Origin of the sequence: Paraburkholderia nemoris (assembly GCF_905221015.1) — a bacterium.
GTDB lineage: Bacteria > Pseudomonadota > Gammaproteobacteria > Burkholderiales > Burkholderiaceae > Paraburkholderia > Paraburkholderia nemoris.
The window spans coordinates 13954-32255 of the sequence record NZ_CAJNBO010000012.1 but is presented as its reverse complement, the minus strand read 5'-3'; the positions used below and the strand labels follow the sequence as shown (position 1 = coordinate 32255).

16 protein-coding genes are annotated in these 18302 nt (G+C 61.3%); 13 read left to right on the top strand and 3 right to left on the bottom strand.

Annotated elements, in window-relative coordinates; genetic code table 11:
* Positions 1-78 precede the first annotated feature (78 nt).
* From KHO33_RS19530 to KHO33_RS19505, 6 genes are all read left to right on the top strand, one after another.
* Complete coding sequence (locus KHO33_RS19530; RefSeq protein ID WP_054034366.1) at positions 79-1401, top strand: ABC transporter substrate-binding protein; 1323 nt, start codon at positions 79-81, stop codon at positions 1399-1401.
* A gap of 189 nt (positions 1402-1590) precedes the next feature.
* Complete coding sequence (locus KHO33_RS19525) at positions 1591-2526, top strand: carbohydrate ABC transporter permease (RefSeq protein WP_054034364.1); 936 nt, start codon at positions 1591-1593, stop codon at positions 2524-2526.
* A gap of 38 nt (positions 2527-2564) precedes the next feature.
* Positions 2565-3398, top strand: coding sequence for a carbohydrate ABC transporter permease (locus KHO33_RS19520; RefSeq protein WP_234475103.1), 834 nt, complete (start codon positions 2565-2567; stop codon positions 3396-3398).
* Entirely contained in the window at positions 3395-4096 is a 702-nt protein-coding gene (locus KHO33_RS19515; protein ID WP_200565142.1) for an HAD family hydrolase, read from the top strand. The genes KHO33_RS19520 and KHO33_RS19515 overlap by 4 nt, the downstream gene beginning before the upstream one ends.
* 70 nt (positions 4097-4166) lie before the next feature.
* A complete protein-coding gene (locus KHO33_RS19510) occupies positions 4167-5276 on the top strand; it encodes an ABC transporter ATP-binding protein (protein WP_054034358.1) in 1110 nt (369 codons plus the stop codon).
* 72 nt (positions 5277-5348) lie between these two features.
* On the top strand, positions 5349-5645 hold the full coding sequence (locus tag KHO33_RS19505) for a DUF1330 domain-containing protein (protein ID WP_054034356.1): 297 nt from the start codon (positions 5349-5351) through the stop codon (positions 5643-5645).
* A 40-nt stretch (positions 5646-5685) separates the two neighbouring features.
* Here the strand turns inward: KHO33_RS19505 and KHO33_RS19500 are convergent, their stop codons facing one another.
* The 3 genes from KHO33_RS19500 to dalD form a co-directional block, all read right to left on the bottom strand.
* Positions 5686-6639, bottom strand: a complete 954-nt coding sequence (locus KHO33_RS19500) for a sugar-binding transcriptional regulator (RefSeq protein WP_054034353.1) — start codon at positions 6637-6639, stop codon at positions 5686-5688.
* Positions 6640-6717: 78 nt separating this feature from the next.
* Positions 6718-8199 (bottom strand): xylulokinase, encoded by a 1482-nt coding sequence (xylB, locus tag KHO33_RS19495; RefSeq protein ID WP_200565141.1) that lies wholly within the window; start codon positions 8197-8199, stop codon positions 6718-6720.
* Between the two features lie 113 nt (positions 8200-8312).
* On the bottom strand, positions 8313-9725 hold the full coding sequence (gene dalD, locus KHO33_RS19490; RefSeq protein ID WP_200565140.1) for a D-arabinitol 4-dehydrogenase: 1413 nt from the start codon (positions 9723-9725) through the stop codon (positions 8313-8315).
* A 387-nt stretch (positions 9726-10112) separates the two neighbouring features.
* Here dalD and KHO33_RS19485 point away from each other — a divergent pair, with 387 nt between their 5' ends.
* The 7 genes from KHO33_RS19485 (at position 10113) to KHO33_RS19455 (ending at position 18220) form a co-directional block, all read left to right on the top strand.
* The gene (locus KHO33_RS19485) at positions 10113-11093 is read left to right on the top strand and encodes an AraC family transcriptional regulator (protein ID WP_054034349.1); all 981 of its coding nucleotides are present in this window, start codon (positions 10113-10115) and stop codon (positions 11091-11093) included.
* A 124-nt stretch (positions 11094-11217) separates the two neighbouring features.
* Entirely contained in the window at positions 11218-12171 is a 954-nt protein-coding gene (locus tag KHO33_RS19480) for an ABC transporter substrate-binding protein (RefSeq protein ID WP_200565139.1), read from the top strand.
* Positions 12172-12241: 70 nt separating this feature from the next.
* Positions 12242-13762, top strand: a complete 1521-nt coding sequence (locus KHO33_RS19475; RefSeq protein WP_200565138.1) for a sugar ABC transporter ATP-binding protein — start codon at positions 12242-12244, stop codon at positions 13760-13762.
* The gene (locus KHO33_RS19470) at positions 13749-14756 is read left to right on the top strand and encodes an ABC transporter permease (protein ID WP_054034672.1); all 1008 of its coding nucleotides are present in this window, start codon (positions 13749-13751) and stop codon (positions 14754-14756) included. The genes KHO33_RS19475 and KHO33_RS19470 overlap by 14 nt, the downstream gene beginning before the upstream one ends.
* 34 nt (positions 14757-14790) lie before the next feature.
* Positions 14791-15885, top strand: coding sequence for an alcohol dehydrogenase catalytic domain-containing protein (locus tag KHO33_RS19465; protein WP_200565137.1), 1095 nt, complete (start codon positions 14791-14793; stop codon positions 15883-15885).
* Between the two features lie 56 nt (positions 15886-15941).
* Positions 15942-17486, top strand: coding sequence for an FGGY-family carbohydrate kinase (locus KHO33_RS19460; RefSeq protein WP_200565136.1), 1545 nt, complete (start codon positions 15942-15944; stop codon positions 17484-17486).
* Complete coding sequence (locus KHO33_RS19455; protein WP_200565135.1) at positions 17483-18220, top strand: SDR family oxidoreductase; 738 nt, start codon at positions 17483-17485, stop codon at positions 18218-18220. Before KHO33_RS19460 ends, KHO33_RS19455 begins: the two co-directional genes overlap by 4 nt.
* The last annotated feature ends 82 nt before the right edge of the window (positions 18221-18302 follow it).

Below are 18302 nucleotides of genomic sequence, written 5' to 3'. Positions count from 1 at the left end.
AGCCGAACCTGTTTCACCCTTCGTCATTTTCGTAGAACAAACGCAGCATCACATAACGTACGAGAAAGGAGACAACACATGAAACCAGCTACAAAATCCGTGCTGAAGGCGGTCAGTGCCGGCGCTGTCGCATGCTTTGCGTTGCACGCTCAGGCGGGCACGGTGACGATTGCCACGTTGAACAATCCGGACATGATCGAGCTGAAGAAGCTCTCGCCCGCCTTCGAGCAGGCGAATCCGGATATCAAGCTCAACTGGGTGATTCTCGAAGAAAACGTGCTGCGTCAGCGCGCTACCACCGACATCACGACCGGCAGCGGCCAGTTCGACGTGATGACGATCGGTGCGTACGAAACGCCGCAATGGGGCAAGCGCGGCTGGCTTACGCCGCTCACCAATCTGCCGGCTGACTACGATCTGAACGACGTCGTGAAGACGGCCCGCGACGGCCTCTCGAGCGGCGGCCAGTTGTACGCGCTGCCGTTCTATGTCGAAAGCTCGATGACGTATTACCGCAAGGATCTGTTCGCGGCGAAGGGCCTGAAGATGCCCGATCAGCCGACCTACGATCAGATCGCGCAGTTCGCCGACAAGCTCACGGACAAAGCCAACGGCATGTACGGTATCTGCCTGCGCGGCAAGGCCGGCTGGGGCGAGAACATGGCGTATGGCACGACGGTGGTGAACACCTTCGGCGGCCGCTGGTTCGACGAAAAGTGGCAGGCGCAGTTGACGTCGCCGGAATGGAAGAAGGCGATGACGTTCTATGTCGATCTGCTGAAGAAAGACGGCCCTCCGGGAGCCAGCTCGAACGGCTTCAACGAAAACCTCACGCTGATGTCCTCCGGCAAGTGCGCGATGTGGATCGATGCAACGGTGGCGGCCGGCATGCTCTACAACAAGCAGCAGTCGCAGATCGCCGACAAGGTGGGCTTTGCGGCAGCGCCGATCGCTGTCACGCCGAAGGGTTCGCATTGGCTGTGGGCTTGGGCGTTGGCCATTCCGAAGTCGTCGAAGCAGGCTGACTCGGCGAAGAAGTTCATCGCGTGGGCCACGTCGAAGCAATACATCGAACTGGTCGCGAAGGATGAAGGCTGGGCCTCGGTGCCGCCGGGAACGCGCCACTCCACCTACGCACGTCCTGAATACAAACAGGCTGCACCGTTCGGCGACTTCGTGCTGAAGGCAATCGAAACGGCGGACCCGGATCATCCGACTCTGAAGCCGGTGCCGTACACCGGTGTGCAGTTCGTCGGCATTCCTGAGTTCCAGTCGTTCGGCACCGTAGTCGGTCAGAGCATCTCCGGCGCGATTGCCGGTCAGATGACGGTCGATCAGGCGCTGGCAGCCGGCCAGGCAACGGCGAATCGCGCTGTGCAACAGGCCGGGTATCAGAAGTAAAGCGGAAGTCAGCCACATAAGTCATGTGGCACGCGCCGGCTGACGCCCGTCAGCCGGCCCACGTAGCACAGTGGGCCGTTCCCGCCGCGTGGGCTCCGCGACTCCAAATTGCGTCGCGGTAGCCAGGCGGTTCAAGCGATCACGGCGGATAGAGCGCCGGCCCGCGCATTACCGAACAGGTGGTCAATCATGCGTCCTTTACGCCTGCCCCTTATGCATGCCCATCCCCAAACAGAAAAAGAACGCGAAACCCGCAAAGCCAATTCGGCCCGCTGGCTCGTGACGCCCTCAGTCGCAGTGCTCGTACTGTGGATGGCGATTCCGCTGGCGATGACGATCTGGTTTTCGTTCTCGCGCTATAACCTGTTGAATCCGGATCTGAAGGGCTTCGCCGGTTTCGATAACTACAAATACCTCGCCAGCGATCCGTCGTTCGGACCGTCGATCGGTCACACGCTCGAGTTGATCATCTCAGTGCTGGTGATCACGGTGGTCGGCGGCGTGCTGATGGCGATTCTGTTCGACCGTAAGTTCTACGGCCAGGGCATTGCGCGGCTACTGGCGATCGCTCCATTCTTCGTGATGCCGACGGTCAGCGCGCTGATCTGGAAGAACATGATCCTGCATCCGGTGTATGGCCTGATCGCACAGGGCATGCGGGCAATCGGCATGCAGCCGATCGACTGGTTCGCCGAGTATCCACTCACGGCCGTGATCATGATCGTCGCGTGGCAGTGGTTGCCGTTCGCGTTCCTGATTCTGTTCACCGCGATCCAGTCGCTCGATCAGGAGCAGAAGGAAGCGGCGCGTATCGACGGTGCGGGTCCGTTCTCGATGTTCTTCTACATCACGCTGCCTCACCTGAAACGGGCGATCGCGGTGGTGGTGATGATGGAGACGATTTTCCTGCTGTCGATCTTCGCCGAAATCTATACGACCACGGGCGGCGGTCCGGGCACCGCGACCACCAATCTGTCGTACCTGATCTATTCGCTGGGCCTGCAACAGTTCGACGTCGGTCTCGCTTCGGCGGGCGGCATTCTGGCTGTCGTGCTGGCTAACATCGTGTCGTTCTTCCTTGTGCGGATGCTCGCGAAGAACCTGAAAGGGGAGTACGAAAAATGAGCCACGTTGCCTCTACCTCTGCGTCGGGCACGGCGCCGATGACCGTGCCGGCCAAGTCGCCGTTCGCCGCAATTCGCCGCGGCATTCCCGGCGTGATTGCCTGGCTCGTCGCGTTGCTGCTGTTCTTCCCGATCTTCTGGATGACGATCACCGCGTTCAAGACGGAGCAGCAGGCCTATTCGTCGTCGCTGTTTTTCATCCCGACGCTCGATAGCTTCCGCGAGGTGTTCGCGCGCAGTAACTACTTTTCGTTCGCGTGGAATTCGATTCTGATCTCGGCGGGCGTCACGGTGCTGTGCCTGATTCTCGCCGTGCCGGCCGCTTACGCGATGGCCTTCTTTCCGACGCGCCGCACGCAGAAAGTCCTGCTGTGGATGCTGTCGACCAAGATGATGCCGTCGGTTGGCGTGCTGGTGCCGATCTATCTGTTGTGGAAGAACAGTGGCCTGCTCGATTCGGTGTCCGGTCTGGTGATCGTCTACACGCTGATCAATCTGCCGATTGCGGTGTGGATGTCGTTCACGTACTTCGCGGAAATTCCGCGTGACATTCTTGAAGCAGGCCGGATCGACGGCGCGGCGACGTGGCAGGAAATCGTCTATCTGCTGATGCCGATGTCGCTGCCGGGGCTCGCCTCCACCGCGCTGCTGCTGGTGATCCTGTCGTGGAACGAAGCGTTCTGGAGCATCAACCTGTCGAGTTCGAACGCCGCGCCGCTGACTGTGTTCATTGCGTCGTACTCGAGTCCTGAAGGCTTGTTCTGGGCCAAGCTCTCCGCTGCTTCACTGCTTGCCGTTGCGCCGATCCTGATTGTCGGCTGGCTGTCGCAGAAGCAACTGGTGCGCGGTCTTACCTTTGGGGCGGTCAAATGACCGCAGGTACGACGGTAGGTCATTTCGCGCTGATCTGCGATTGCGACGGCGTGCTGATCGACAGCGAAGCCGTGGCGGCGCACATGCTGGTGCACGAACTCGAGGCGCGTTGGCCCGATGCGGATGTCGCGCCTGTGGTGCTGCCGCTGCTCGGCTTGCGCATTGAAACGGTGTTGCAGGGCACGGCGGCGAAACTGGGTAGGAGCCTCGGCGTCGAAGATATCGAGGCGATTCGCCGGGCGGTGGAAGCAGCGGCGATGCAGGCGCCGGCGGTCGTTGGCATCGAGGTTGCGCTCGCGCAGGTGCCGCTCACCAAGGCATGCGCGAGCAACAGTTTCCGGCCGTATGTGGAGAACGTGCTGGCGCGCACGGGCCTCGTGAAGTTCTTCGGCAACCGGCTCTTTTGCGCCGACGCGGTGCCGAATCCGAAGCCCGCACCCGATGTCTATCTCGCCGCAGCGCAAGGCCTCGGTCTCGCGCCGTCGGCCTGCCTCGTGGTGGAAGACAGCGTGACGGGCGTGACGGCGGCAACCGCGGCGGGCATGACGGTGCTGGGCTTTATCGGCGGCGGTCATGCGAGTGACGCGCAGATCGACGCCTTGCATGCGGCGGGTGCGCGGACTGTATTCGACGACATGCTGCAGTTGCCGGACCTGGTCGCGCAATGGACGCTGAGCGCGACGGCGGCGACGCCGTAAGCGCGGCCGCGTTGGCGCAGCGCCTGGATAAATGAATTGACGTAGCAAGAGCAACATACGGAGACACATCATGGCAAGCGTAACTCTGCGCAACATCCGAAAAGCCTACGACGACAACGAAGTGATGCGTGACATCAACCTCGACATCCTGGACGGCGAATTCGTCGTCTTCGTGGGTCCGAGCGGTTGCGGTAAATCGACGCTGATGCGGATGATCGCCGGCCTCGAAGACATCACCAGCGGCGATCTGACCATCGACAACGCGCGCGTGAACGACGTACCGCCCGCCAAGCGCGGCATCGCGATGGTGTTCCAGTCGTACGCGCTGTATCCGCACATGACGCTGTACGACAACATGGCGTTCGGCCTCAAACTCGCCGGCACCAAGAAGCCGGAAATCGACGCCGCTGTGCGCAATGCGGCGAAGATCCTGCACATCGACCATCTGCTCGACCGCAAGCCGAAGCAGCTTTCCGGCGGCCAGCGCCAGCGTGTTGCAATTGGCCGCGCCATTACGCGCAAGCCGAAAGTGTTCCTGTTCGACGAACCGTTGTCGAATCTCGACGCCGCGCTGCGCGTGAAGATGCGCCTCGAATTCGCGCGTCTGCACGACGAGCTGAAGACCACGATGATCTACGTGACGCACGATCAGGTCGAGGCCATGACGCTGGCCGACAAGATCGTCGTGTTGTCGGCGGGCAATGTGGAGCAGGTCGGCAGCCCGACCATGCTGTATCACGCGCCGGCCAATCGCTTCGTCGCCGGCTTCATCGGGTCGCCGAAAATGAATTTCATGGAAGGCGTCGTGCAGTCGGTCACGCATGACGGCGTCACCGTGCGCTACGAATCCGGTGAGACTCAGCGTGTCGCGGTAGAGCCGGGCGCGGTGAAACAGGGCGACAAGGTGACCGTTGGCATTCGCCCGGAGCATCTGCATGTGGGCATGACCGACGACGGCGTGTCGGCGAAAACCATGGCGGTCGAATCGCTCGGCGATGCAGCGTATCTGTATGCGGAATCGAGCGTCGCTCCGGATGGGATCATCGCGCGCATTCCGCCGCTCGAGCGGCACAGCAAGGGCGAAGTGCAAAAGCTCGGCGCCACGCCTGAGCACTGCCATTTATTCGACAGCGAAGGGAAAGCCTTCCAGCGTAAGATCGTAGAAGTGCTGGCCGCGTGAGTATGTGATTGGGAAAGCGGCGGGCGCGCCGCTTTCCGTCCGGTCACGTTTATTCACGCTCAGGAAACGTTCATGCCCGCCTACGTCGTCATCACGCGCGAGAAAACGCTCGACCCCGCCAAACTGGAAGCATACAAACAGGACGCGCCCGCAGTCTTCGAGAAGCATGCGGTTATGGTGCTCGCGAGCCACGGGCGGAAAGAAGTGGTGGAGGGGCCGCCGATCGACGAAATCCTGATCCTCGAGTTCCCCAGTTACGATGAAGCGATCGCATGGTATCGCAGCCCTGCGTATCAGGCGGTCAGCGAGACGCGCCTGCAGGGCGGCGAGTACCGCATCATCATCACGGAAGGGCTGCCGGTGTTGTAGCGCGGCGGTGAGGCGCTTCTAGGCCTTGCCTGTAAGCTGGTTAAGCCGCTGCTTCGAGCGCCGCCCGTGCACACAACTCGTCGGTCACCAGTCCCGACAGCCAACCGCCTTTAAGCACCGCAATCAGCGCTTCGCGCTTGCGTTCACCGCCGGCAAAGCCGATGGTAGGACGCCGCGGCGGCGAGTCGAGCGCGATGCTGGTAACGCGCCGGCCGGTCGGCGATTCGACGTGCGCGCCGGCCGCATCGATCGGCAGGCCGAGCATTTCGGCCACCGCACGGTTCTGCATCAGCTCCTTCACCTCTGCGGAAGTGATGAAGCCGTCCTCGTGCAACGGGCATTTCGGCCCGATATTACCGACGCCGACGAACGCAACATCCGCCTTGGCCAATAGTGATTCGACGATCCGGTAGAGCCGGTGATTGCACCACTGCGCGCGTTCGGCCTCGCTATCGGCGAGCAACGGCGCGGGCAGCAGAAAATGCTTGCCGCCGGTCTTCTCCGAAATGTGCAGCGCGACGTCGTAGCGGTTCGAGGAGCCGTCCTGGGCGATCGCCCCGACCATCGATACCAACCGGTGCTGCGGACGCTCCAGCTGCGCGATCTGATCGACCGCGGCCTTCAGCGTACGGCCGCTGCCCACGGCGACCACCATCGGTTTTTCTTCGACCAGATAGCGTTCCATGACTTGCGCGCCGGCTACCGCCAGCTTGCGGTCGACTTCTTCCGAGGTATCGCTGTCGATCGGTACGACTTCGCACATGCTCAGGCCGTAGCGCTTCGAGAGTTGATCGGCGAGCGCGAGGCAATCGGCCAGTTTGTGATCGACACGCACGCGTATCAGGTTCTTTTCGACCGCGAAGGCAACCAGCCGCTGCGCGACCGGGCGCGACACCTGGAGTTTTTCGGCGATCTCGTTCTGGGTGTTGCCTGCGACGTAGTAGAGCCACGCGGCGCGGGTAGCAAGGTCTAATTTTTCTGTGGACTTGGGCACGGTGACGGTTCGCTTGAAGTGCGCCGATGATAGCAGCCGGTTCCCGCGTCTCAACGGGAACCGGCTGTGCTTTGCCGGTCAGGCGAGCGGTTGTCGCGCGGGGTCGAACAGCGGCCGCACGTGGCGGTAGAGCGCGCGATACGCTTCGAGCCGGGTGCGCAGTTCGGCGTGCCGTCGCGGGTTCGGCGTGAACTCCTTTTCGATCGGCGGCTTGCTCAGCACCTTGGCCGGGTCGCCGCCCGCGGCCAGCCAGCCGAGGCGGGCCGCGCCGAGCGCCGCGCCGGTTTCGCCGCCGCCGTGCTTGCGGGTGGCCGTGTCGAGCGCATCGGCGAGCAGTTGTGCCCAGTAGTCGCTGCGCGCACCGCCGCCGAGCAGGGACAGCGCCTTCGCTTCGGTACCGGCCGCGCGCAATGCGTCGAGGCCGTCGGTGAGCGCGAGCGTCACGCCTTCGAGCACGGCGTAGCCGAGCAAGGCGCGATCGGTCGCGTGATTCATGCCGAAGAACACGCCCTGCGCGTACGGGTCGTTGTGCGGCGTGCGTTCACCGGACAGATAGGGCAGAAAGAGTGGGGCAGTGGTCAACGCTTCCGCTGGCAGCGCCTCGATTTCGGCGAGCAGCGTCGGCTCGTCGGTGGAGGTGAGCTTGCAGACCCAGCGCAGACAGCTTGCCGCCGACAGCACCACGCTCATCTGATGCCAGCGATCCGGAATCGCGTGACAGAACGCGTGCACCGCGGAAGCGGGATTCGGCCGGAAACTGTCGCCGACCACGCACAACACACCTGAGGTGCCGAGCGAGACGAAGCCGTCGCCCGGTTGCGTCGCGCCGATGCCGATCGCGCTCGTGGCATTGTCGCCACCGCCGGCCGCGACGATCACGCCGTCGCTCAAACCGAACTCGCGCGCCACCGCGGGAAGCAGGGTGCCGGACGGCTCGCTGCCTTCGCACAAGGCCGGCATCTGCGCGCGCGTCATGTTGCAGGCGGCGAGCAGTGAATCGGACCAGTCGCGTTTGGCGACGTCGAGCCACAGCGTGCCGGCTGCATCCGATGGATCGGACACCTTGCCGCCGGTCAGTTGCAGACGCAGGTAGTCCTTCGGCAGCAGCACGCAGGCGGTCTGCGCTAAGATTTCCGGTTCGTGGTGCGCCACCCATAGCAGCTTCGGCGCGGTGAATCCGGGCATCGCGAGATTGCCGGCCACGGTGTGCAACTGCGGCGCGCGCTCGGTCAGTTCCGCGCACTCCTTGTCGCTGCGCATGTCGTTCCACAGGATCGCGGGCCGCAATACGCGGTCCTGCGCATCGAGCAGCACGGCCCCGTGCATCTGCCCCGAGAGGCCGATGCCGCGAATCTGCGCGAACTCGTCCGGATGTTTGGCGCGCAGCGCGGCCAGCGCCGCGCGCGTGCCGGCCCACCAGTCTTCGGGATTCTGTTCGGCCCAGCGCTGATGCGGACGCGAAACGGTAAAGGGCGAGCCTGCGGTGCCGATCACGCGTCCATCGGAGGCGAGCAGCAGGACTTTCACTTCGGACGTGCCGAGGTCGATGCCGAGATACATGGGCGCGAAACCTTCGTCGTTAGGGATGCGCTACTTTAGCCGCACATGGCGCGCGGTGCCATGCGCATTAAGCCTGGCACCGGCGTGTTTCGCGTGATTTGATACAGCGCGGGTCAGGCCGCGCCGCGTTTGGCCAGCCATACGTCGACACGCGCCAACGCGCCCGCCAACGCCGATTCCAATTCCGGTGTCTGCGCCATGCTGCCCCAGAGCAGCCGGTCAGCGGCGAACGCCTGCAACGGATCGGGCGCACTAAAGAAACCGCGCGCAACTTTTTCGTCCATCACGCCATCCTGATACGCATACGGCAGCGTGCCGGCGTTCCAGCGCTCGAGGAAGCGGAAGAACAGCGCCGGCAACATCGCCGTCGCCGAAGGTGTGACGCCACGTTCGAAGCATTCGGCGAGCGTCGGCGCGATAAAGCCGGGCAGCTTCGAAAAGCCGTCGGCCGCAACGCGCTGGTTGGTGTCCTGGATGTAGGGATTGCCGAAGCGTTCGAGCACCACGTCGCGATAGCGTTCGAGATCGAGCGGGCTCGGCGTGAGACACGGAATCACGTCTTCGGTCACGTAGTCGAAGGCGAATTTGTTGATGTCCGGATCGAGCGTGCCTTCGTGGATGTAGGTCAGTCCGACCAGCGTGCCTGCCCACGCAATGCAGCTATGCGTCGCGTTGAGGATACGGATCTTCGCTTCCTCGTACGGCAGCACCGAGTCGACCAGTTCCGCGCCGACCTTCTCCCACACTGGGCGTCCGGCGATGAAGCGATCTTCGATCACCCATTGGATGAAGGATTCGCCCATCACCGGGCAGGCATCGTCGACGCCGGTGGCGGCTTTGACGCGTTCGCGCACGTCGGGCGTCGGACGTGGCGTGATGCGGTCGACCATCGAACTCGGGCACGCGGTGTTGTCGTCGAACCATTGCGCCAGGTCGTCCGCGCCGCGCCGTTCGAGAAACTCGCTCATGCCCGCATGAAAGCGTTCGCCGTTGCTGCGCAGGTTATCGCAGGTCTGCAGCGTGACCGGGCCGGCGCCGCGCTTCATGCGAGCGTCGAGAATCGCCGCGAGTGCGCCGTAAATCGTGGTGTGGCCGCCTTTCAGATCAGCCGCGAGATCGGCATTGGCTGTGTCGAGTTCGTCGTCTTCGTCGAGGTAATAGCCGCCTTCGGTCACGGTGAACGCAATGATCTTGCAGGCCGGATCGGCGCCCGCTTCAATCAGCGCATCGAGACTCTCGGTCCACGGCACCACGCGCTCGATCGAACGAATCGTCTCGTACGCGCGCTCGCCCTGCGGCGTGACGGTCTCGAGCGTATAGACGCCGTTTTGCGCGGCGAGCGCGTCGAGCACCGCGTTCATGTCGCTGCGGATATTGCCCACCGTCAGCGACCAGTGCGGCTCGCCCGCCACCTTCGCCTCGTTCAACCGATGGAGATACCACGCCTGATGCGCGCGATGAAACGATCCCGCGCCGATGTGCAGGATCACGTGTGCGGCCGCGCCGCTGCCTTGCCCGCTGTTCATGTGCGTCTCCTGAGTGTCCTTGATCGCACGGCTCGGCGCGTGCGTTTTTTCTTGGGGTGGAGCATTTGCTCTGTCTGTGAGCGAATGATCGTACCCGGCGGAACGAATGTCAAGGCGACGTAGCGGGCTTTTCGTGGCGCAGCGCGGCGTGGCGGGACTTCCGGCGCGACTCGCGCGACGTCCGGGCGTTATGGGACGTGTCTCGCAGTGCGTATTGCATTGCATCAAATTTGACTTTCACCGCGCCAGGACTAACCCGAATGCAAAAAAGTATCGGTCTGCGGTTTGATTTTTAGTGGTGGATCAGGCGCTAGAGGGCTACTTTTCGCTATACAAGATGAAGTTCAGCGGCACCCGCAGCACGCCGCTTCATGGAGGAAGACGCGAATGCAACCCGATCTGGAAGTCGTCGCCGTGCGGCGCGACGAATCCTTCAAAGTGTGGTCGCACGGCTATCCGTATCGCACGGTGCGCTGGCACTTTCACCCGGAATACGAAATCCATCTGATCGTGGCGACGACCGGCAAGATGTTTGTCGGCGATCACATCAGCAGCTTTACGCCTGGCAACCTGGTGTTGATGGGGCCGAACCTGCCGCACAACTGGGTCAGCGACGTGCCGGAAGGCGAGACGATTGCGCAGCGCAATCTGGTCGTTCAGTTCGGGCAGGAGTTCGTGTCGGGTTGCATGGGCAGTTTTCCGGAGTGGCGCCAGGTCGAAGCCTTGCTCGCCGATTCGCGCCGCGGCGTGTCCTTCGGTGCAGAAACGAGTGCGGCGATCCAGCCGTTGTTCCTCGAATTGCTGGCCGCGCGCGGACTGCGCCGTCTCGTGCTGTTCATGTCGATGCTCGAGATCCTGATGAACGCCGAGGACCGCGAGACGCTTGCAAGTCCCGCTTATCAGGCCGACCCGACCGGTTTCGCGTCGACGCGCATCAATCACGCGCTCTCGTATATCGGCAAGAACCTGTCCAACGATCTGCGCGAATCGGATCTCGCCCAACTCGCCGGGCAAAGCGTGAGTGCGTTCTCGCGTTACTTCCGCCGTCATACCGGGCTGCCGTTCGTGCAGTACGTGAACCGCATGCGTATCAACCTCGCATGTCAGTTGCTCACGGACGAGGAACTGAGCGTCACCGATATCTGCTTCAAGGCGGGCTTTAACAACCTGTCGAATTTCAACCGGCAGTTCCTCGCGGTCAAAGGCATGGCGCCTTCGAAATTCCGTCGCTATCAGCAACTGAACGACGCGAGCCGCGACGCTTCCGAAGAAGCCGCCGCGCGCGGCGCCGGCATCGACAATGCGCCCGCAATCGTGCTTGCGCCAGGTTTGCCGCGCAGCGCCGCGGCTGCTTATCCACCGACGTAGTCCTCCACCAGGCTTCTAGCCGAAGCGTTTTACTTCACCCGCGTTTTAACGCCTATCGCGCTGTCCATAGACAGCGTGAGGGACGTGCTCATCTCATCGAACAGTTTTAATAACGGAGACAACCATGACGCAATCCAATTCGAAGCAGACATCGTTGAAAACCTTCGCGCGCAGCTCGGCCGCCTTGGCGACGCTTGCATTCGGTCTGTCGTTTATCGCCGCGCCGGCAGCACTTGCCGCGCCGCTGAAGATCGGCATGACGTTTCAGGAGTTGAATAACCCGTACTTCGTGACGATGCAAAAGGCGCTGAACGATGCGGCGGCGTCGATTGGCGCAACGGTGGTCGTGACCGACGCGCATCATGACGTCAGCAAGCAGGTCAGCGATGTCGAAGATATGCTGCAAAAGAAGATCGACATTCTGCTCGTGAATCCGACTGATTCGACCGGCATTCAATCGGCGGTGACGTCGGCGAAGAAGGCGGGCGTGGTGGTGGTTGCCGTTGATGCGAACGCGAACGGTCCGGTCGATTCGTTCGTCGGGTCGAAGAATTACGACGCGGGTGAGATGGCCTGTGAGTATCTGGCGAAGTCGATTGGCGGCAGCGGCGAAGTGGCGATTCTCGACGGCATTCCGGTGGTGCCGATTCTCGAACGTGTACGCGGTTGCAAGGCGGCGCTCGCGAAAGTGCCGGGCATCAAACTCGTGGATACGCAGAATGGTAAGCAGGAACGCGCGACGGCGTTGTCTGTCACCGAGAACATGATTCAGGCGCATCCGAATCTGAAGGGCGTGTTCAGCGTGAACGACGGTGGTTCGATGGGCGCGCTCTCGGCGATCGAATCGTCAGGCAAGGATATCAAGCTGACCAGCGTTGACGGCGCGCCGGAAGCGATTGCCGCGATCCAGAAGCCGAATTCGAAGTTCATCGAAACGTCCGCGCAGTTCCCGGCCGACCAGGTGCGTATCGCACTCGGCATTGCGCTTGCGAAGAAGTGGGGCGCCAATGTGCCGAAAGCCATCCCGGTCGACGTGAAGATGATCGACAAGAGCAACGCCAAGGGCTTCAGCTGGTAAGCCGAATGCTCGTTGCCATGTGCATGTGCTTCTTCGACGGACATGGCGACGAGCAGCAGAGGAGGACCCGATGGACACGATACTCAAGCTCGACAACATCACCAAAAGCTTTCCCGGTGTGAAGGCGTTGCAAGGCATTCACCTGGAAATCGCGCGCGGTGAGATTCACGCGTTGCTCGGCGAAAACGGCGCGGGCAAATCGACGTTGATGAAAATTCTGTGCGGCATCTATCAGCCGGATGAAGGCACGATCACGATCGCGGGCGAAGTGCGGCACTTCACGAATTATCACGACGCGGTCGCCGCGGGCGTGGGGATCGTGTTTCAGGAGTTCAGCCTGATTCCGTATCTGAACGCGGTTGAGAACATGTTTCTCGGCCGTGAACTGAAGAACGGTTTGGGTTTGCTCGAGCGCGGCAAGATGCGGCGCGCGGCTGCGGCGATTTTTCAGCGGCTCGGAGTGGCCATCGACTTGTCGGTGCCGATTCGTGAGTTGTCGGTCGCGCAGCAGCAGTTTGTTGAAATCGGCAAGGCATTGTCCTTGGAAGCGCGCATTCTGATTCTGGATGAGCCGACCGCGACGCTCACACCTGCCGAAGCGGAACACCTGTTTGCGATCATGCGTGACCTGAAACAGCAGGGCGTCGCGATGATCTTCATCTCGCACCACCTGGAGGAAATCTTTGAGGTGTGCGATCGCATTACGGTGTTACGTGACGGTCAGTACGTTGGCATGACGGAGGTCGCGCAATCCGACGTGAGCCGTCTGGTGGAAATGATGGTGGGACGCCGCATCGAAAACAGCTTTCCGCCGAAGCCGCCACTGCGTACCGATGCGAAGATCGTGCTCGACGTCGAAAAGCTGCAGTTGCTGAAAGATAGTCCGGTGCTGAGATTCAATTTGCGTGAAGGCGAGATTCTCGGCTTTGCGGGACTGGTCGGCTCGGGCCGCACGGAAACAGCGCTGGCAGTGATCGGCGCTGACCCGGCTTATGTGAAAGAAATCCGCATCAACGGCACAGCCGAAAAACTATCCGATCCCGCCGATGCCCTGCGCGCCGGCGTCGGCATTCTGCCTGAGAGCCGCAAGACCGAAGGTCTGATCACCGATTTCTCGATCAAGCAGAACATCTCGATCAACAACCTCGGCAAATATCGCTCGCTGCGTTTCTTCATCGATCAGCGCAGCGAAGCACGCGCGACCGCCGACATCATGAAGCGCGTCGGGGTCAAAGCCCCGACGATGCACACCGAAGTCGCGACGCTCTCAGGCGGCAATCAGCAAAAGGTGGTGATCGCGCGCTGGCTGAATCACCACACCAACATTCTCATCTTCGACGAACCGACGCGCGGCATCGACGTCGGCGCCAAAGCCGAAATCTATCTGCTGATGCGCGAACTCACCGCGCGCGGCTACTCGATCATCATGATCTCGTCCGAACTGCCGGAGATCGTCGGCATGTGCGACCGCGTCGCCGTGTTCCGGCAGGGCCGCATCGAAGCGATGCTCGAAGGCGGCGAGATCGACTCGAACGCCGTGATGACCTATGCAACAGCCGGCACCCGTGGAGCAGCTCATGAACACGCCTAATCCTTCTTCATCGCCGAAAACGTCGACTGTCAGTAGTGACACGCCGGGCGCACCGGTGCGCTTTACGTGGGCCGCGTTGAAACGCTCGACGCTGTTCTATCCGTTCATCGGCCTGCTGGTGGTGTGCATCGTAATGGTATTCGCGAGCGACAGTTTTCTCTCCGCTGCGAATCTGGAGAACGTGCTGCGCCAGGTGTCGATCAACGCCATCATTGCTGTGGGGATGACGTGCGTGATTTTGACCGGTGGCATCGATCTGTCGGTTGGCTCCGTGATGGCTTTGGCGGGCACGCTCGCCGCGGGCTTGATGGTGGCCGGGATGAACGCAGTCGCTGCTTTGGCGGTGGGCATTGCAGTCGGTTTGGGCTTCGGCGCTGCGAACGGATTCTTCGTCGCGTTCGCCGGTATGCCGCCGATCATCGTCACGCTCGCGACGATGGGGATCGCTCGTGGTCTCGCGCTGATCTACACGGGTGGTTATCCGATCGACGGCCTGCCTGAGTGGGTCAGTTTCTTCGGCAGCGGCAAGATCCTCGGCATTCAGGCGCCGGTTGTGATCATGGTGGTGATCTACGCGATTGCTTGGGTGTTGCTCGAACGCATGCCGTTCGGCCGCTACGTGTATGCGATCGGTGGCAATGAGCAGGCGACACGTCTGTCCGGTGTACGTGTGGCTCGCGTGAAGCTGATCGTCTACTCGATTGCCGGTTTGACGTCCTCCTTTGCCGCCATCGTGTTGACCGCACGCTTGATGAGCGGTCAGCCGAACGCAGGCGTCGGTTTCGAACTCGATGCCATCGCTGCCGTGGTGATGGGCGGTACCTCGATTTCCGGTGGACGCGGCTCGATCATCGGCACTCTGATCGGCGCGTTGTTGCTGGGCGTGTTGAACAACGGCCTGAACATGGTCGGCGTGAATCCTTATGTGCAGAACGTGATCAAGGGCGGAATTATTTTGCTGGCGATCTACATCAGCCGCGACCGTAGAAAGTAACTCTTAAACGACCTCCTTTTAGCAGGACCATGCAATGACTCAATCCACGCAATCCGATAAGCAGGAAATGACGGCGATCGTCTGCCACGCACCGAAAGACTATCGCGTCGAACAGGTGTCCAAGCCTAAGGCCCGCGCGCATGAACTGGTGATCCGTATCGCCGCGTGCGGCATCTGCGCGAGCGACTGCAAATGTCATTCGGGCGCGAAGATGTTCTGGGGCGGCCCGAGTCCGTGGGTCAAAGCGCCGGTGATTCCGGGCCACGAGTTCTTCGGTTTCGTCGAGGAAATCGGCGAGGATGCGGCCGATCACTTCGGCGTGAAGATAGGTGACCGCGTGATCGCCGAACAGATCGTGCCGTGTGGCAAGTGCCGTTATTGCAAATCCGGCCAGTACTGGATGTGTGAGGTGCACAACATTTTCGGTTTCCAGCGCGAAGTCGCGGACGGCGGTATGGCCGAATATATGCGGATTCCGCCGACCGCAATCGTCCACAAGATTCCCGATGGCATCTCGCTCGAAGACGCGGCAATTATCGAACCCCTAGCTTGCGCGATCCACACGGTGAACCGCGGTGATCTGCAACTCGACGATGTGGTGGTGATTGCCGGTGCGGGTCCGCTTGGTTTGATGATGACGCAGGTGGCGCATCTGAAAACGCCAAAGAAGCTCGTCGTGATCGATCTGGTTGAAGAGCGTCTGGCACTTGCGCGTGAATACGGCGCAGACGTGACGATCAATCCGAAAAAGGAAGACGCACTGGCGATCATTCATTCGCTGACCGATGGCTATGGTTGCGACGTCTACATCGAAACGACCGGCGCGCCGATCGGCGTCAATCAGGGCATGGAGATGATCCGCAAGCTTGGGCGCTTCGTCGAGTTTTCCGTGTTCGGTGCGGATACGACGCTGGATTGGTCGGTGATTGGCGACCGCAAGGAACTCGATGTGCGCGGCGCGCATCTGGGTCCATACTGTTATCCGATTGCGATCGATTTGCTGGCGCGTGGGCTTGTGACGTCGAAGGGTATTGTCACGCACGGCTTTTCGCTGGAAGAATGGGACGAAGCGATCAAGGTCGCTAACTCGCTCGATTCGATCAAGGTATTGATGAAGCCGCGTGCCTGAGCTGAGCGCTTGGCGCGGCGCGAGGCAAGGACGAGCGGCATATAAACGGAGACTGTATGGACTACGTCATCGGCGTCGATATCGGCACGCAGAGCACCAAGGCTTTGCTGGTCGATCAACACGGCGCGATCGTCGCGCAGCATGCGTCGAGCTATCAGCCGGATACGCCCAAGCCGCTATGGGCCGAGCAATGGCCGGCGGTGTGGTTGAAGGCGGTTGTGGAGTGTATCGCGGCTTGCGTGCGCAAGGCGAAGGAGGCGGGTGTTGCGGCGAAGTCGATCAAGGCGGTGTGCGTGAGCAGTCTGTATGGCGGCTCGGGGATTCCCGTCGATAGCGATATGCGGCCGCTTTATCCGTGTCTGATCTGGATGGACCGGCGTGCGACCGATCAGGTCGAGTGGGTGCGTAAGAACATCGACCTCGAGCGCTTGTATGCGATCACGGGTAACGGCGTGGACAGCTACTACGGTTACACCAAGATGCTGTGGTTGCGCGATCACGAACCGGAAATCTGGGCGCATACGCGTTACTTCCTGCCGCCGAATGCTTACGTGATTTACATGCTGTCCGGTGAGGTCGCCGTCGATCATAGTTCGGCGGGCAATATCGGCGGCATCTACGATATTGCGAAACGCGACTGGTCGGATGAAGCGCTCGACATGCTTGGCATTCCTGCGACGATGATGCCGGAGCGGTTGGTGGAATCATCGGACGTGGTGGGCGGCTTGTTGTCGCAGTGGACCGAGCAGCTTGGATTGGAGGCGGGCACGGCGATCGTTGCGGGTGGTGTGGATGCTGCGGTGGCGACGTTTGCCGCGGGCGTCACGCGCGCGGGGCAGCACGTTGCGATGATCGGTACGAGTATGTGCTGGGGGTATATCAATCAGACCGTCGATGCGCGGCATGGGTTGATCAGCATGCCGCATGTGTTCAACGGTCAGCGCGATATTTATGTCTTCGGTGGTGCGATTACGGCGGGCGCTTCGGTGACGTGGTATCGCGAGCAGTTCTGTCATGCGGAGACCGAGGCGGCGCGTGCGATGCCGAATGGAGATCCGCATCGCTTGCTCGAAGAGAGTGCCTCGCAGATTCCTGCGGGCTCTGATGGTGTGATGTTCTTGCCGTATTTGATGGGAGAACGAAGCCCCGTGTGGGATGCGAAGGCGAGTGGGGCGTTTGTTGGCCTGAGCCTTTTTCACACGCGGGCACATCTGTATCGCGCTGTGCTGGAGGGCGTGTCGTTCGCGTTGAAGCACAACATCGAAGCGGGACGTAAAGGCGCGCAATCGTTGGATGACAAGTTGATCGTCGTGGGCGGCGCCGCGCATTCGGATTTGTGGATGCAGATCATTGCGGACATTACCGGCTATCCGGTCTACACAATCGAGCAGGACGTGGAGGCGGCGATGGGGGCGGCGTTGCTGGCGGGTGTCGGCGTCGGTCTGGTATCGCGTGAAGAGGCGCAGAGTGGATGGGTCACGCTGATTGAACGTGCAGAGCCGAACGCGCAACGGATGGCGTTGTATGAGCAGCGGTTCGGCGTTTATACGGATTTGTATCCGGCGTTGAAGCCGGTCATGCATCGGTTGCAGACATCATGAATGCTACTTTTGATTTTTCTGGCCGCTCGATTCTTGTGACGGGTGCGTCGAGTGGAATTGGGCGCGCGACGGTGGAAGCGTTGTGTGCTTCTGGCGCGAGTGTGGTCGCGGCGGCGCGGAATGTGAATGAGCTTGCTCGTCTGGCAGAAGAAACGGGCTGCGAACCGATGATACTCGATGTGAGCGATGAGTCAGCTATTGATGACGCATTGGGTTCGCTCGATGCGTTTGATGGGCTCGTGAACTGTGCGGGGATCGCGTTGCTTGAGCGTGCGGTGGATACGACCGGCGCGAGTTTCGATCGCGTGATGGGGGTGAATGCGCGTGGGGCGGTACTGGTTGCCAAACACGTGGCTCGCGGGATGATCGATGCGAAGCGCGCTGGCAGCATCGTGAACGTTTCCAGTCAGGCTGCGCTCGTGGCGCTGGATGACCATTTGAGTTATTCGGCTTCCAAGGCGGCGCTCGATGCTGTGACGCGGGCTTTGTGTATCGAGTTGGGGCCATACGGTATCCGGGTGAATAGCGTCAATCCTACGGTGACGTTGACGCCGATGGCGGTGCAGGCGTGGAGTGATCCTGTGAAGCGCGATCCTGCGCTGAAGGCGATTCCTCTGCACCGCTTCGCGGAGTCCGCTGAGGTTGCCGCGCCGATTATGTTTTTGTTGAGCGATGCGGCTTCGATGATTAGTGGGGTTTGTTTGCCGATTGATGGGGGGTATACGGCGAGGTGATTGGTCTATCTGCGCGGCGTTGGTGGTGAGTGCGTTTGCATAAATAAGGCGCGAACAATTCGCGCCTTATTCTTTGTAGCGG

Excerpts from the sequence above, each read along its gene's own strand:
- KHO33_RS19530 (WP_054034366.1), top strand. The coding sequence starts at position 79 with ATGAAACCAGCTACAAAATCCGTGCTGAAGGCGGTCAGTGCCGGCGCT.
- KHO33_RS19525 (WP_054034364.1), top strand. The coding sequence starts at position 1,591 with ATGCGTCCTTTACGCCTGCCCCTTATGCATGCCCATCCCCAAACAGAA.
- KHO33_RS19520 (WP_234475103.1), top strand. The coding sequence starts at position 2,565 with ATGACCGTGCCGGCCAAGTCGCCGTTCGCCGCAATTCGCCGCGGCATT.
- KHO33_RS19515 (WP_200565142.1), top strand. The coding sequence starts at position 3,395 with ATGACCGCAGGTACGACGGTAGGTCATTTCGCGCTGATCTGCGATTGC.
- KHO33_RS19510 (WP_054034358.1), top strand. The coding sequence starts at position 4,167 with ATGGCAAGCGTAACTCTGCGCAACATCCGAAAAGCCTACGACGACAAC.
- KHO33_RS19505 (WP_054034356.1), top strand. The coding sequence starts at position 5,349 with ATGCCCGCCTACGTCGTCATCACGCGCGAGAAAACGCTCGACCCCGCC.
- xylB (WP_200565141.1), bottom strand. The coding sequence starts at position 8,199 with ATGTATCTCGGCATCGACCTCGGCACGTCCGAAGTGAAAGTCCTGCTG.
- dalD (WP_200565140.1), bottom strand. The coding sequence starts at position 9,725 with ATGAACAGCGGGCAAGGCAGCGGCGCGGCCGCACACGTGATCCTGCAC.
- KHO33_RS19485 (WP_054034349.1), top strand. The coding sequence starts at position 10,113 with ATGCAACCCGATCTGGAAGTCGTCGCCGTGCGGCGCGACGAATCCTTC.
- KHO33_RS19480 (WP_200565139.1), top strand. The coding sequence starts at position 11,218 with ATGACGCAATCCAATTCGAAGCAGACATCGTTGAAAACCTTCGCGCGC.
- KHO33_RS19475 (WP_200565138.1), top strand. The coding sequence starts at position 12,242 with ATGGACACGATACTCAAGCTCGACAACATCACCAAAAGCTTTCCCGGT.
- KHO33_RS19470 (WP_054034672.1), top strand. The coding sequence starts at position 13,749 with ATGAACACGCCTAATCCTTCTTCATCGCCGAAAACGTCGACTGTCAGT.
- KHO33_RS19465 (WP_200565137.1), top strand. The coding sequence starts at position 14,791 with ATGACTCAATCCACGCAATCCGATAAGCAGGAAATGACGGCGATCGTC.
- KHO33_RS19460 (WP_200565136.1), top strand. The coding sequence starts at position 15,942 with ATGGACTACGTCATCGGCGTCGATATCGGCACGCAGAGCACCAAGGCT.
- KHO33_RS19455 (WP_200565135.1), top strand. The coding sequence starts at position 17,483 with ATGAATGCTACTTTTGATTTTTCTGGCCGCTCGATTCTTGTGACGGGT.